The organism is Halovivax ruber XH-70 (assembly GCF_000328525.1).
GTDB lineage: Archaea > Halobacteriota > Halobacteria > Halobacteriales > Natrialbaceae > Halovivax > Halovivax ruber.
In genome coordinates, this window is sequence record NC_019964.1 from 2,293,906 (window position 1) to 2,307,835 (window position 13,930).

14 protein-coding genes are annotated in these 13,930 nt (G+C 64.6%); 7 read left to right on the plus strand and 7 right to left on the minus strand.

Features of this window, described 5'->3' with window-relative positions; all coding sequences use genetic code 11:
• Nucleotides 1-126 precede the first annotated feature (126 nt).
• On the plus strand, nt 127-3,315 hold the full coding sequence (locus HALRU_RS10975; RefSeq protein ID WP_015301457.1) for a PAS domain S-box protein: 3,189 nt from the start codon (nt 127-129) through the stop codon (nt 3,313-3,315).
• A gap of 144 nt (nt 3,316-3,459) precedes the next feature.
• Here the strand turns inward: HALRU_RS10975 and HALRU_RS10980 are convergent, their stop codons facing one another.
• Nucleotides 3,460-3,993 carry an inorganic diphosphatase gene (locus tag HALRU_RS10980; RefSeq protein ID WP_015301458.1) on the minus strand — a complete coding sequence of 178 codons (534 nt, stop codon included), beginning with the start codon at nt 3,991-3,993 and terminating at the stop codon, nt 3,460-3,462.
• Nucleotides 3,994-4,196: 203 nt separating this feature from the next.
• Here HALRU_RS10980 and HALRU_RS10985 point away from each other — a divergent pair, with 203 nt between their 5' ends.
• On the plus strand, nt 4,197-4,553 hold the full coding sequence (locus tag HALRU_RS10985; protein WP_015301459.1) for a PadR family transcriptional regulator: 357 nt from the start codon (nt 4,197-4,199) through the stop codon (nt 4,551-4,553).
• A gap of 134 nt (nt 4,554-4,687) precedes the next feature.
• Here the strand turns inward: HALRU_RS10985 and HALRU_RS10990 are convergent, their stop codons facing one another.
• Both HALRU_RS10990 and rnhA read right to left on the minus strand, forming a co-directional pair.
• The gene (locus tag HALRU_RS10990; protein ID WP_015301460.1) at nt 4,688-5,425 is read right to left on the minus strand and encodes a DUF7108 domain-containing protein; all 738 of its coding nucleotides are present in this window, start codon (nt 5,423-5,425) and stop codon (nt 4,688-4,690) included.
• Nucleotides 5,426-5,508: 83 nt separating this feature from the next.
• Nucleotides 5,509-6,102 carry a ribonuclease HI gene (rnhA, locus tag HALRU_RS10995; RefSeq protein WP_015301461.1) on the minus strand — a complete coding sequence of 198 codons (594 nt, stop codon included), beginning with the start codon at nt 6,100-6,102 and terminating at the stop codon, nt 5,509-5,511.
• Nucleotides 6,103-6,262: 160 nt separating this feature from the next.
• Between rnhA and HALRU_RS11000 the strand changes: the two genes are divergently transcribed.
• The 3 genes from HALRU_RS11000 to HALRU_RS11010 all read left to right on the plus strand — a co-directional run bounded on the left by HALRU_RS11000 (nt 6,263) and on the right by HALRU_RS11010 (nt 8,980).
• A complete protein-coding gene (locus HALRU_RS11000; RefSeq protein WP_007703398.1) occupies nt 6,263-7,225 on the plus strand; it encodes a transcription initiation factor IIB in 963 nt (320 codons plus the stop codon).
• 184 nt (nt 7,226-7,409) lie between these two features.
• On the plus strand, nt 7,410-8,708 hold the full coding sequence (gene nreA, locus HALRU_RS11005; protein ID WP_015301462.1) for a DNA repair protein NreA: 1,299 nt from the start codon (nt 7,410-7,412) through the stop codon (nt 8,706-8,708).
• A 50-nt stretch (nt 8,709-8,758) separates the two neighbouring features.
• Complete coding sequence (locus tag HALRU_RS11010) at nt 8,759-8,980, plus strand: hypothetical protein (RefSeq protein ID WP_015301463.1); 222 nt, start codon at nt 8,759-8,761, stop codon at nt 8,978-8,980.
• Nucleotides 8,981-9,163: 183 nt separating this feature from the next.
• Here HALRU_RS11010 and HALRU_RS11015 read toward each other — a convergent pair whose 3' ends face one another.
• Nucleotides 9,164-9,751, minus strand: a complete 588-nt coding sequence (locus HALRU_RS11015) for a CPBP family intramembrane glutamic endopeptidase (protein ID WP_245547808.1) — start codon at nt 9,749-9,751, stop codon at nt 9,164-9,166.
• A gap of 117 nt (nt 9,752-9,868) precedes the next feature.
• A complete protein-coding gene (locus HALRU_RS11020; protein WP_015301465.1) occupies nt 9,869-10,150 on the minus strand; it encodes a DUF5789 family protein in 282 nt (93 codons plus the stop codon).
• Nucleotides 10,151-10,318: 168 nt separating this feature from the next.
• Here HALRU_RS11020 and HALRU_RS11025 point away from each other — a divergent pair, with 168 nt between their 5' ends.
• A complete protein-coding gene (locus HALRU_RS11025; RefSeq protein WP_015301466.1) occupies nt 10,319-11,236 on the plus strand; it encodes a DUF7139 domain-containing protein in 918 nt (305 codons plus the stop codon).
• A 20-nt stretch (nt 11,237-11,256) separates the two neighbouring features.
• Here the strand turns inward: HALRU_RS11025 and HALRU_RS11030 are convergent, their stop codons facing one another.
• Nucleotides 11,257-11,763: a metal-dependent hydrolase gene (locus HALRU_RS11030; protein WP_015301467.1), complete on the minus strand. Its 507-nt coding sequence runs from the start codon at nt 11,761-11,763 to the stop codon at nt 11,257-11,259.
• Nucleotides 11,764-12,069: 306 nt separating this feature from the next.
• Nucleotides 12,070-12,588 carry a CinA family protein gene (locus HALRU_RS11035; RefSeq protein WP_015301468.1) on the minus strand — a complete coding sequence of 173 codons (519 nt, stop codon included), beginning with the start codon at nt 12,586-12,588 and terminating at the stop codon, nt 12,070-12,072.
• A gap of 168 nt (nt 12,589-12,756) precedes the next feature.
• On the opposite strand from HALRU_RS11035, the gene HALRU_RS11040 reads away from it, so the two are divergent.
• Nucleotides 12,757-13,857 (plus strand): pyridoxal phosphate-dependent aminotransferase, encoded by a 1,101-nt coding sequence (locus HALRU_RS11040; protein WP_015301469.1) that lies wholly within the window; start codon nt 12,757-12,759, stop codon nt 13,855-13,857.
• The last annotated feature ends 73 nt before the right edge of the window (nt 13,858-13,930 follow it).

Consider the following 13,930-nt stretch of genomic DNA (forward strand, 5'->3'; position numbering starts at 1 on the left):
CGGACAGGGTTCGAGACGAACGAGTGAACGGCACCGACGTGATCGTCCGGTGGGATGATAGGTCAGCTAAAAGATTAATGTGGAGCGGTATCCATCTCACAACGAAACCGACGGATTGGGGTAGGAATGAGAGCAGGGAAACAGGTCATCAACGTCGCACCCGCCGATGCGCGAGCGCTCCCGCTGGCCACGGACGAGACCGGCTGCAACATCGTCCGCGTCGACGCACCGCCGAAAACGGAAGCCGAGTACGCCGGGTTCGACGGGGTCGTGATCGGGCCGGGACTCGGGGAAGACGCGCTCGTAACGAGCTGTGAACTCGTCGCCGACTGTGCACCCGACGTCCCGGTTCTCGTCTTCACCGACGACGGATCCGAACACATAGCCGGCGAAGTGGTCGCCGCAGGCGCTGACGGATACGTGCCGGTTTCGGCCGGCGCGTCGACACTGCAAACGCGACTCGACGAAGTACTCGCGGTCGATTCGACCGAGCCAGATCGGTCGAGAGGCGTGTCGTCGCTCGACTGGAGCGCACTCGTCGTCGAGCAGTCACCGCTCGCGATCGTCGAGTGGAACCGGTCGTTCGAGGCCGTCCGCTGGAACGACGCCGCGACGGCGCTGTTCGGGTACGACGCCGACGAGGGACGCGGCGAATCGGCGTTCGAGGCCCTCTTTCCGCCCACCGACCACGCTGCCGTCGCAGACGAGTGGGAACGGGTCGTCGAGACGGGCGAGCCAATGCGGACGATACGCCGGAACGTCCGTGCGGACGGGAGTATCTGTCTCTGCGAGTGGCACGTCACACCACTGACCGACGACGGAACGGTCGTCGGGGTCCTCTCGTTCGCGGAGGACGTAACCGAAGAGGTCAGGCGGGCGGACGCACTGGAAGCACTCCAGTCGACGACGCATCGATTGATGCGCTCGAGATCGCGCTCGGAGATCGCGACCATCGCGATCGACGCGGTAAGTGAGGTAATCGACGATCCGCGGGCTGGCTTTCGATATCTGGATCCGGAGACGGAGGAGCTAGTCCTGTCCGCCTCGACGGGTTCGATCGAATCGACGATCGAGGGGACGCGAATCGGTGCCGGTGATGGCGTTCTCTGGGACACGTTCACGACCGGCGAGCCACAGGTGCTAGAGCGTGTCAGCAGCGACGTCGTCCCGTACGATCTCGAGGTCGAGGTTCGCGACGCGATCGTCATGCCGGTCGGTGAGGACGGACTGTTGACCGTCGCCTCCCGGGAAGAACGGACGCTCGGCGAGGCAGAGTACCACCTCGTCGACGTGCTCGCCGCGACCGCAGCTGTCGCCGTCGAACGCGTCGATCGCGATCGAGAACGCAGACGAGCGAAGACGATCGTCGAAACCGTCGGCGACGGCGTCTACGCCCTCGAACCCGACGGCACGTTCACGACGGTGAACGACCGACTGGCGGCGATGAGCGGGTACGGTCGCGGGCGCTTGCTCGGATCGCACGCCTCGCTACTCTTTCCTGACGGCGCGCTCGACCACGTTCAGGCCGATATCGACAGCGACGGAGCCACTGCCGGCAGCCACGGACAGCTGCCCGCAGAGACGGCAGCAGGTCACCGATCGGAAACGGTCGAGACGGCGGAAGTGGAACTCGAGACGGCGTCCGGCGACGTGATCCCCTGCGAGGTGACGGCGACGACGCTCGAAACGGTCGATCAGGCCATCGGAACGGTCGGTATCGTTCGCGACGTCAGCGATCGAAAGGCGATGAAACGGGCAGTGCTCGACCACCAGCAGAAGGTGGCGACGCTTCACGACGTCGTCGGCCGACTGGAAGCCTGTGAAACGCGAGCAGAAATTTTCGAAGAGACCGTCGAAGCAGCCGAAGGCGTGCTCCAGTTCGACGTCTGCGTGGTGACCGAGGCCGTCGACGATCACCTCGAGATACGCGTCCTCTCGGAGGGTGTCGACCGGTCGCAGTTCGAAACTCGCCGATCGATGGACGCCGGCATCGGCGGGCGCGCCTATCGAGCGGGAGAGACCAGGCGGATCGACGACATTTCGGCGGCGCCGGCCGCCGATCCACAGGACGAGTCGTACCGGTCAGCGCTGACCGTCCCGGTCGGCGAGTACGGCGTCTTTCAGGCGATATCGACCGAACTCGCCGCGTTCGACGAACGGGACGAAGAACTCGCCGAATTGCTCATCAGTCACGTCACAGATGCGCTGGATCGGCTCACCTACGAGGACCAACTGGTCACGGAGCGAGATCGGTTCGCCGTCCTCTTCGAAAACGTTCCCGACGCCGTCGTGACGGGTCCGATCGTCGGGTCGGATTTCCTCGTCGAAGAGACGAACTCGGCGTTCGAAGAGACGTTCGGTTACGCGCTCGAGGAGATCCACGGAGAGCCGATCGACGAACACCTCGCACCGCCGAATCGACGGGACGAGGCGAGAACGATCAACGATCGGAGCGAAGCCGGCGAGATCGTCGAGGCCGAAGTCAAACGCCGGACGACGGACGGGCTCAGAGACTTCATGCTCAGGGTCGTCCCGTACGAGGTCGACGGCGAGGAGTACGCGTTCGGCCTCTACACCGACGTGACGGACCAGAAACAGCGCCAGAAGCGAGTCGAGGTGCTCAATCGCGTTCTCAGACACGACCTCCGCAACGGGATGAACATCATCGAGGGGAGCGCCGAGCGGCTCGCCTCGATGACCGACTCGCCGGAGGCGGCACGCTACTGGCAGGCGATACAGGACCGGACGGCCGAACTCATCAGTCTCGCCGAGAAGACACGAGCCGTCGAGCGGACGATCGACCGAGATATCGCTGCGGCCGGACCGATCGACGCCGCCGAGGCAGTCGAACACGCGATCGACCGGCTTATCGAGCAGTACCCAGACGTCGATGTCGAGCAGTCACTCGACTCGACGGCGCTCGTCCGGGCGGACGACCTCCTCGTCGACGCCGTGTACAACGTCCTCGAGAACGCCGTCGAGCACACGGATCGAGACGATCCGACGATCGCTGTCACCATGCGAGCGGTCGACGGAGATCCGGAGACGGTGTCGATCACCGTCGCCGACGACGGCCCCGGCATCCCCGACGAAGAACGGCAGTTGCTCGAAGAGGATCGAGAGATCACGCAACTGCGTCACGCGAGCGGGCTCGGTCTCTGGCTCGTCGACTGGGTCGTCACGCAATCCGGCGGCGAACTCCAATTCGAGGAGAACGAGCCCCGTGGCACGGTCGTCGAACTCAGTGTCCCGAAAGCGATCGTCGAGGAACGACAGCCAACGGTCACAGAGAACGGACGCGGATCGAACCGATAGGCGGTCGAATCAAGAGGAATCCGAGTCGAAGCGTGACGCGGGGGGAGCTGTCCAGCCGAGGTGGTCTCAGCCGAAGTGTAACCGAAGAGGTCTCATCAGAAGTAAAGCTGGGGCGGTCTTAACCGAAGTGCAGCTGAGGGGGTCTCAGCCGAAGTGTTCTTCGTAGAGGTCCTGCGCGTGTTCGATGGCGTCCATCGCGGCCTGCTTGTCCTCCCAGCCCAGCGTCTCGACTTCTTTGCCTGCTTCCAGGTTCTTGTACGTCGCGAAGAACTCGTCGATCTCGTCGAGTTGCTGTTGGGGGATGTCCGCCAGGTCCTCGATGTGGTCGAAGCGGGGATCCTCGGTGGGAACCGCGATCACCTTGTCGTCCTGCTCGCCGTCGTCGTCCATCTTCATCAACGCGACCGGGCGTGCCTCGATGACACAGCCGGGGAACGTCTGGTCCTCGACGAGGACGAGGACGTCGAACGGATCCTCGTCGTCGTAGTAGGTCTGGGGGATGAAGCCGTAGTCGGAGGGGTAGTGGACGTTCGAGTGGAGTACGCGATCGAGGACGACGCCGGGAACGTCCTTGTCGTACTCGTACTTGTTCCGCTCGCCCTTGAGGCACTCGACGACGGCGTAGATGGTTTCTGGCGGGTTCGGTCCGGTCTCGAGTTCTTCCCAGAGATTAGGCATACATAGAGAGCGTCTCGTGTGGATCAAAAAGTACTTTCGTAATCGGATCTCAGGTTAGTGAGACGGCAACCGGCGACGGATCGAGTCTCAGGCGTGAAATTCACCGCCTCGGGGCTCGTCCCGTCCGGTTGTCACCACCAACACCGGTCGTACGCACAAACCCGTAAGCAAGTGTTAAATAGATCGGTGACATTACCCTACCTATGTCAGAGGCACAATCAGTTACCGACGGCCGAACGGCGCGGGACCTGACCGCGTTCCAGAACAACATCCTGACCATCCTCTCGACCGAGCCCATGTACGGGCTCGCGATCAAGCGCGAGCTCGAGGATTACTACGGCACCGAGGTCAACCACGGTCGATTGTACCCCAACCTCGACGAACTCGTCGACCTGGGACTGATCGAGAAGAGCGAACTCGACAAGCGAACGAACCAGTACGCGCTCACCGACGAGGGCTACGAAGCGGTCATCGACCAGCTCGAGTGGTCGCTCTCGAAGATCGTCACCGACGCCGATCGGGCCAACGAGATCGACGCGATCGTCGACGACAACTACTAAAACCGCCCACTACCGGTTTTCTCAGTCGACCGAGTCCAGAGCGACGGCCACGAGCCGTGGGTGTGCAGTCGACGACTGCGGCGACGGGTCGATGAGACACTGCAGGAGCCACACGACTCCATCACCCGGAGCGGTCACTCCGGTCGTGAGAACGGCGGTGGCGACTCGCCTGCCACGTCGAACAGTCGCTCGATCGACTCCGCAACGACCGCGCGTTCGTCGGGTTCCGGCCAGGTGTTTCGGGGGTAGTACTCACCGAGGAACTGCTCGATCTCCGCAGACGAGGCCGCCGTCATCCGCTTTGCACAGTGGTTTCCCATGAAGTCTGCGAACCGGGCGACGTTCGCGGCGTGGACGTCGCCCGCTCGCTCGCGGACGCGTTCGACGAGTTCACGGTTGGCGTCGTCGACCGCCGCCCAGTCGTCGGGGTCGCCCGGACCCGACAGCGAGACCTCGACGGCCGCCGAACGGTCGTCGATCCGATCGAACCGGACGGTTCCGTCGACGACCCACTCGTCCGGATGGCAGACGAGCGTCTCGTCCTCCTCGCGCACGCGAGCCGTGTAGTCGTGTGCGGCCACGATCGAGTCGCGCCGATCCAGGTAGGCCGCCCGTTCGTCCGGATCGGTCGCGTTGCGCGCGAGCCGCGTGAGGCGCTCTGCCTCCTCGACGACCGACGACGGGAGCCCGTCCTCGTCGGATTCGCCATCAGGCTCGTTCCCGGAGACGTCGATGTGCGCCGTTACAGACGCCGACGCGTCGGATTGGTCCGAAGCCGAGTCTGATCGGTCCGGTGTCGAGTTGGATCGATCCGGAGCCGGGTCGGATCGGTCCCGTGGCTGATCGAATCGATCCGATGTCGGTTCGTCCATAGACATCGTTAGGTCGGCACGAAGTTTTCCCTGTCGGTCCACGCTCGACGTCTGTGAACGGACGGACGACAGCGACACGCACCTCAGGCGCGATCGAGCGCCTCGTTCGCGAGGTCGTCTGCGTGTTCGTTGGCTTCGCGCGGGACGTGCTCGATGGTCCACTCGTCGAACGACGAGAGGTGCTCGACGACAGTCACGCGTTTTTCCCTGAGCACTGGATCGTTCGTATCGTACGCGCCGGTGACCTGTTTGACGATCAGTTCGGAATCGCCGCGACAGTGCACCTCGTCGAAGCCGTACTCGCGGGCGGCCTCGAGCGCCGCGATCAGCGCCTCGTACTCGGCCTGGTTGTTGGTCGCCTCGCCGATCGTGTCGCTCCCCTCTGCGACGATCCCGTCGCCCGTGACGAGGACCCAGCCGATCCCCGCCGGTCCGGGATTGCCGCGTGACCCACCGTCCCAGTAGAGGTGGACCCGACCGCCGGACTCGCGAAGGATCGTCTCGATGTCGCGCGGGTTCGCTCCCTGAATCACGACCTTGCCGTCGTAGGCGACGGCCGTCGCCTCGCCGCGACTCGCCCGCCAGCGTTCGTGATCGGTGTTGCCAGCCTCGATCGAGACACCAGCGGATTCGAGTCGCTCGCGCGCTACGTCGACGTCGCATTCGATGGTCGGCATCTGTCGGGAGGAGCGCTATCGCCGGTAAAACTTTTCTGGTTTCGTCCCAAAAATCTACTCGAACCTGCCCTCTCGCTGCCGATTCTCGGGGAAGCACGGATCACGGGCGAGCCACCCACCGAAGTCTTATATACGTGGAAGATACTACTATAAAAGTGCGATGACACGGTCCACCCGCCAGCGGGAGCGTACGCGCGAGACGGTCGAGGACGACGAACAAGAGGGGATTCGGACCTGCCCGGAGTGCGAGTCCGACAATCTCGTGAAAGATTCGGATCGGGGTGAGCTCGTCTGTCAGGATTGCGGGCTCGTCGTCGAGGAGGAGAAGATCGATCCGGGCCCGGAGTGGCGCGCGTTCAACCACCAGGAACGCCAGGAGAAGTCCCGCGTCGGCGCGCCGACGACCCAGACGATGCACGACAAGGGGCTGACGACGACCATCGACTGGAAGGACAAGGACGCTTACGGGCGCTCGATTTCCTCGAAGAAGCGCAGCCAGATGCATCGGCTGCGAAAGTGGCAAGAGCGCATTCGGACGAAAGACGCCGGCGAGCGGAACCTGCAGTTCGCCCTCTCCGAGATCGATCGGATGGCCTCGGCGCTCGGCGTCCCGCGATCGGTCAGGGAGGTCGCGTCGGTCATCTACCGACGAGCGCTGAAAGAAGACCTCATCCGCGGGCGATCCATCGAGGGCGTCGCGACATCGGCACTCTACGCGGCCTGCCGAAAGGAGGGCATTCCGCGTAGTCTCGAGGAGATTTCTGAGGTATCCCGGGTCGAACGCAAGGAGATCGGGCGAACCTATCGCTACATCTCCCAGGAACTCGGCCTCGAGATGCGACCCGTCGACCCGAAGAAGTACGTCCCCCGCTTTTGCTCCGAACTCGAACTCTCCGAAGAGGTCCAGACCAAGGCCAACGAGATCATCGAGAAGACCGCCGAGGAGGGACTCCTCTCGGGCAAATCGCCCACCGGCTACGCCGCCGCGGCCATCTACGCCGCCTCGTTGCTCTGTAACGAGAAGAAGACCCAGCGTGAAGTCGCCGACGTCGCACAGGTGACCGAAGTGACGATCCGGAACCGCTATCAGGAACAGATCGAAGCGATGGGCATCCACGGCTAGAGTCGCGACGCGTCTCCCGCTTCTTCTCACGACGATACCGCGTACTGGGTGGACCGGTAGCTTCCGTCGTGTCGACGCCGCCGTCACCGGCCGGGTCCAGAACCGCACCGCGCCGTCACCGACGATTTCACCCCGCAGTGACGAACTCAACATTCAACACGGCTCGGTACGTAGCGACGGTCGAATGCGCCTCGACGAGTACATCGAGGACCTAGAACCCGACGAGGAGGCCGAACGTCGGCGCCTCGCGAAGGAGAAGTCCTACGCGATCACAGACCACTTAGAGACCGTCGAGCGGCGCTTCGACGACGTCATCAGCGGGGATTCCCTCGTCGGGTCGAGCGCACCCTCCATCTTCGTCGGGCGATCGAACTACCCCGACATTCCGGTTGGGCTGCTCTCCCCCGTGGGCGACGAAGACCGCGCCGAAGACTACGTCACCGACGGGAAGTGGTACCAGCAGGACTACGGCATCGACGACGTCCTGCAACGGCGCACCGGCCTGTTGAACTCGAGCAAGCGAGCCAACGTCGACGCGCCGAGTATCGCTTCGCAGCTCGCCCCCTCGGTCCACGACGTCTGGGACGGGTTCGTCGGGGTCCAGCGCGAGGTCGCCATCGCCGATCGCCCCGTGGACCTGGAGATCGGCCTCGACAGTAAACCCGATCTCAACCTGGACGTCGGAACCGACGTCGCGACGCCTCGTGGCCCACGCGCGAACGCTCGCGACGCCGAACTCCGCGAGAATCCACACGTCCCCCGCCAGGTCGAGAAGACCTTAGAGGACGACGACTGGCAGGCACAGGGGGCGATGAACTACCTCTACCGCCGCGGGTTCGACGTCTACGAGATCAACTCGATCCTCTCGGCCGGCGCACTCGGCGAGGCCGACCAGCGCCGACTCGTCCCGACGCGCTGGTCGATCACGGCCGTCGACGACGCCGTCGGTGAGTACCTCCGCGGACGGATCCGTAACCGCCCGAGCGTCGACGAGGTCCAGGTCTGGATGAACGAGTACGTCGGCAACCGCTACTGGGTGATCCTGGCACCGGGCACCTGGGAGTTCGAACTCGTCGAGATGAAAGCCCCCGGCAGCGTCTGGAATCCCGATCCAGGCGGCAATATCTGGATGGGCAGCGCGAGCGAGGGCTACGAGGGGCGAACGGGGTACGTCGAGGAGACCGCGGGCGCCTACTACGCTTCGCGTCTCGGCGCCCTCGAACACTTAGAGTCGATCGGGCGGCAGGCGAAGTGTCTCGTCCTCCGGGAGGTCTCCGACGAGTACTGGGCGCCCGTCGGCGTCTGGCAGGTCAGAGAGAGCGTTCGTAACGCCTTCGAGGGCGAGTACGGCACGGCCGAAACCTTCCACGACGCGGTCGCGACCGTCACGCAGCAACTGCCCGTCTCGCTCGCCCGACTCCGGCGGAAGTCCGAACTCGCCGCCGGTCTCCAGTCGAACCTCGCCGCGTTCACGAACCGGTAGCGAGTCCACAGAGCGAACGGGCTATAGGGTCCGGCCCCTAGCTGTCGACTGTGCTCGAACTCGTCTTACTCCTCGTCCTGCTCGTCGGGGTGCCGATCGTCGCGATCGCCGTCGTGACCGGCAGCGCCGCCTACGTCCGCGCCGGCGCCGAGAAAGAGCTCGCTGCGATGGCCGACGAGTCGCCGGTTGACGAGGGAGAGTCGACTGACGACGAGGAGTCCCCGTCGAGTGAGACCGCGGCTAGAAGCGACTCGTCGGCGTCGGATCGGTAAGGTCCGCGCGCCGTCGAACGAGCCATTCTCGCCGAATCTGGGACGATCACGATACGAGTGGCTGAGGGGCCCGAGTTACCAGGTAGTCAAGAACGGCCAGGTAGCCCCGAGTTGCCAGGTTGCCTAGAGCGATCAAGGCGTCCGGAGCAGCCTGGGTTCGCTTGCCTCCCAGGGCAGCCAGTGTCACACCGGCACGGGACCGTGTTCGAGGATCGAGATGAGCAGCGTCGGATCGAAGAGCGGCTCGTGGAGGACGAGCCAGTCGAGCAGGACGAGTCCCGCTCCGTGGGCGACGACCGACGGGAGAATCGAGTTCGACTTGTAATCGACCGCCCCGAAGAGGACGTCCGTCGGGCCGGAGAGGACGAACTCGATCGGTGGCTTCCCGAAGTGGTGAAGCATGTACAGTAGCGGACTGATGAAGACTGCTTTCATCCCGATCGACCGGACGCCAACACAGAGCAGGCCGCGATAGTACGTCTCCGCCGCGAGAGCGAGGAAGAACAGTTTCAGCGCGTGTAGGACGAACACCGACGGCGCGGCAGTGGTCTCCCACATCGGATAGAACGCTCTGATCGTCGGTAACGTCGAGCCGACGAGGTAAAACGGGAGGACGAAGCACGCGAGTAAGACCGTGTTCCGCAACGCGCGACGATTGATGCGCCAGCCGATCCGCTCGCCGTGGGTCAGTCCGAGGACGAGCGGACCGCCGAGCAACAGGACGCCGTCGACGAGCACGCGCTCGTCGAGCTCCTGTGGGACGGTGTACATCCAGCACAGCGTCAGCACCGCGCCGGCCAGTAACGAGGTCTGCACCCACGTGAGCGCCGACAATCGGGTCGAGAGCCGGCGGGTCCACGTTCGCACTTCGTCCCGTGGCACGGTCGATTACTCCGCCGTCCGAACGGGTCCCGCTCCCATCGCCTCCCGAACGTGGCGTTCGAACTCCTGGCGCGACGAGAAGTAGGTCACGTCGATCGTCGACAGCAGGTCCTCCAGTTTGACCGGCCCGTCGGGTGATCTGATGGGCGTTTCGCCCTCGCGTCGATCGATCTCGCTCGCTTCGATCGGCCAGTGCAAGCGGGAACTCACCCGCGCCAGCGGTGCTCCCTCGACCGGCGTCTGGTCGCCGAGTTCGATCGGATGTTCGGCCTCGTCGTCCTCGCTCATAGCTGTCCGTTCACACAGCGAGCGATTCAAGGTTTCGCTTCAATCGGTGGGCCCGGTGGGCGAATCGATGGGGTACTGGATCCATTTCGAAGTCGCCGAAGTGGCCGGAGACCGCGTGCGACGAGCGTCTGACGTACTGTTTTGAGTACCGAGGCCGATTAGGCGGACATGACCAGTCTCTCGGAGGCCTACGAAGGGAACAAGCGGGAGGTGACGAGCACTCGCCGGTTGTACACCGGGACGGCACTCGTCCTCGCGGGGGGTGTGCTCGCCGTCCTGGCTATCCTCGTCGCGACGACCGACGTGCTCTCGTTCGTCGCGAGTGGGAAACTGCCCTCACGGGAGGCAGCCGGGACGCTCGGTGGCCTCGCCGTCCCGCTCGTCCTCGTCGGCGTCTTCACCGTGCTGCCGGCCGGTCGACGCGCACAGGCCGCTGCGGCCATCAGCGCCAGTATCTGTCTGCTCGGCGTCGCACTCTTTCGCTACGCCTATCCACATCACTGGGACGGCCACGGCCAGGAGCTCACCTTCTTCGTCGCCATCGTCTACCTGCTCGGCCTCTTCAGTGCGATCTGGTGTCTCTTCGTCGTCGTCGTGAACTTCAAGATGCGCAACGACCCTGGCGGTGCCCTGGAGATGAACGTCACGCGACAGACGCACACGACCGTCGTCGAGAGCGAGGATCGACCCGAGGGCGTCAGCAGCGTCGGTTTCCTCGGCTCGACCCCGGACGGCGACGTCGAAACGCAGACGAACGAGGGAGCGACGAGTCGAACTGGCCGCGTCACGCAGGCCGTCTCCGACGCAGCGTCGGCGATGAGCGGGTCCGGGTCGTCCCGTCGCTCGCCAGACCGTCCGACGGCCACGAGCGACGGCGGCGTCGAGACATCGGACATCTCGTCACCACTCGATTCGGCCGCAGCCACGGATCGAACGACGCCAGCCGAGCCGGCCGACCACTACTGCGGCAACTGCACCCACTTCGAGTATCGGCGTGAATCGACGGGAATGGTCCCCCACTGTACGTACCAGGGAACCCACATGGACGACATGGACCCCTGTGAGGAGTGGGAGCCAAATCAGTAGCCGACGCCAAAGTCACGGTCCTATACCCCGAGTGCCGACTGGACGCCGTCGACGGCCGACGGAATCGACTGGAACCAGCCAGCGTCCATGCCGTGGAGGATGGCTGCGGCGAGTGCGAGTTCTGCACCGGTGATCAACAGCGTGACGACGTCGGCAACGCGGCTGTTCGCGGGGACCCCGATCGGCAGCCCGTACTCGCGGTCCAGTAACGGGTAAAAGAGAGCGATCCCTCGCGTGTTGCCCGCCACGTCGAGGACGTAGTGTGTCACGATCCCGATCCAGACGTACTGGAGGTTGCCGAACGTGTAGGGAAAGGCGACGAAACCGACGAGCAGCGGGAGGTTGTGGAACGTCTTGCGATGGTCGCCCATCACGGTGTCGATGTCGGGGACGAGCGCCCCGAGCAAGACCGGCACGCTGATCATGAGGATAGCCTCGGCCATCGTCTCACCACCGGTCGGTTCGACGAGCGCCCCGAGCCCGATCCCGACGAGGACCGCGTTCATGACGTGATCCCGTTTGTTCATGCACGCGATGGGAGCGACGCCGCAGGTGAATACCTTTCCCTCTGGCTTTTTTCGGAAACCGAAACGTCGGTTATTTCACAATCAAATACGAGCCGGCCCTAAGGGAGGCTGTATGGTAGTTTAGCCAGAGGGTTACCCAGATTTCATAGATAGGGGACCCTCATGATTCGGTTCTCCAGATTTCCGAAACGGTTCCAATAGACACGTCGGGTGCCAATCGAGGCGTCACTCCTGTACCCAATTCGCCTTCGGTGCGATCGAATAACCGAGGGTTCGGTCCGGTGTGAGAGTAAGTACGGACTCGGGTCAGCGCTCGACCTCGTCACAGGATTCGAGGAAGACGGCGAGCGCACGCTCGACTGTCGCCGCTCGGATCGTCGCCCGATCCCCGTCGAACTGGTGGCGTTCGACTGCCGCAAACGACGTTTCGCTCTCCCAGGGACCGGCGTACGCGACGCCGATGTAGACCGTACCGACGGGTTTGGACGCCGTCCCGCCGGTGGGGCCGGCCAGCCCCGTGATCGACAGGCCCCAGGTCACGTCGCAGACGTCCCGAACGCCCCGGGCCATCTCCCGGGCGACGGGTTCGGAGACCGCCCCGTGTTCGTCGAGCGACTCTCGACTGACGGCGAGGTGCTGGCGCTTGGCGTCGTAGGCGTAGGTCGTCAGCCCGGTCTCGAAGTAGTCGCTCGCACCCGGAATCGACGTCAGCGTCGCACCGACGAGGCCACCGGTGCAGGACTCGGCGACCGCGAGCGTCTCGCCGGCGTCCCTGAGCGTGTCGGCCACCCGCATCGGGAGGTCGCGATCGATATCGTCGTTCACACGTTCGGGAACGCGTGCGGTCGTTGTCAAACCGGTGGGTCGAAGTCGGCGACCGATTCGACCAGCACGCCGCACGTCGATAGCGCGACCAGCGGACCCCGTCCAGGGACGGCGCGACGAATCCTGCTGTGACGAAAGAGCCACGGCCCTTCCGGCCCACGTCCCCGTATGGAGTACGAGACACCGCTGTTCTTCCACGTGATGGGGTACGCGGCCGACGCCGAGGGTGACGTGATCGACATGGTGAGTGGCAACCCGGACTGGGAACCGCCGGAGTCACTCCGCGAGGGGCTCCGGGAGTACGCCGACTTCGACGCGGACCGGTTTCAGTACCCGCCGAGCGAGGGCATTCGACCCCTTCGCGAGGAGATTGCCGCTCGGCGGGGTGTCGGCGTCTCGCAGGTCGTGCTCACCAACGGCGCCGGGGAGGCGAACTACCTCGCGATGGCTCGCGCGTTAGAACGCGGTGCCGGCTCGGAGGTTATCCTCACCGATCCCGTCTACTCGTACTACCCGGGCAAGACGACGATGCTCGGCGGGCGCGCCCACTACGTCTCCGCCGGGGCCGACGGCCAGCTGGATCCGAGCGTGGTCCGCGCCGCGGCGAGCGAAGACACCGCCGCGATCGTGGTGAACACACCGAACAACCCGACGGGGGCGGTCTACCCCGAAGCGACCGTCCACGAACTGGTCGAGATCGCCGAGACGAACGATGCGATCCTCGTTTCGGACGAAGTCTACGACCACTACGACCTCTCGGGGACGTTCACGAGCGCGCTCTCGGTCGACTCCGCGCACCGGATCGTCACCAACGCGTTCTCGAAGTCGCTCGCGATCACGGGCTTCCGGGTGGGCTACGCGATCTTCCCGCCACACCTCGTCGACGACGCGAAGAGTCGACACATGCTCGTCAACGTCGCCGGGAGTCGACCCGCACAGTACGCCGTGCTCCGGGCGCTTCAGGAGACGGATCCCGCGTACCACGAGGCGAATCGGGACCTGCTTCGCGAGCGCGTCGACCTGTTCACCGGAGCGCTCGAATCGGCCGGGGCGGACTACGTCGAACCGGACGGTGCGTTCTACGTCCTGGCTCGTTTCGATGGCTATCCCGGTACACTCGAGACCGTCGAGCAACTGATCGACCAGGCGGGCGTCGCCGGGATGCCCGGCAGCGCGTTCGGCGAGAGCGCCAGTTCCTGGCTCCGATTCGCGCTCGTCACGCCTCGCGTGGAGGAGGCGGCCGACCGGCTCGCCGAGTACGTCGCCTGACGGGAGTGAGCCGGCCGGACGGGCCGAGACGACCGAACCGAGCAACGACGAATCGAGCCAAGACCGACGAACC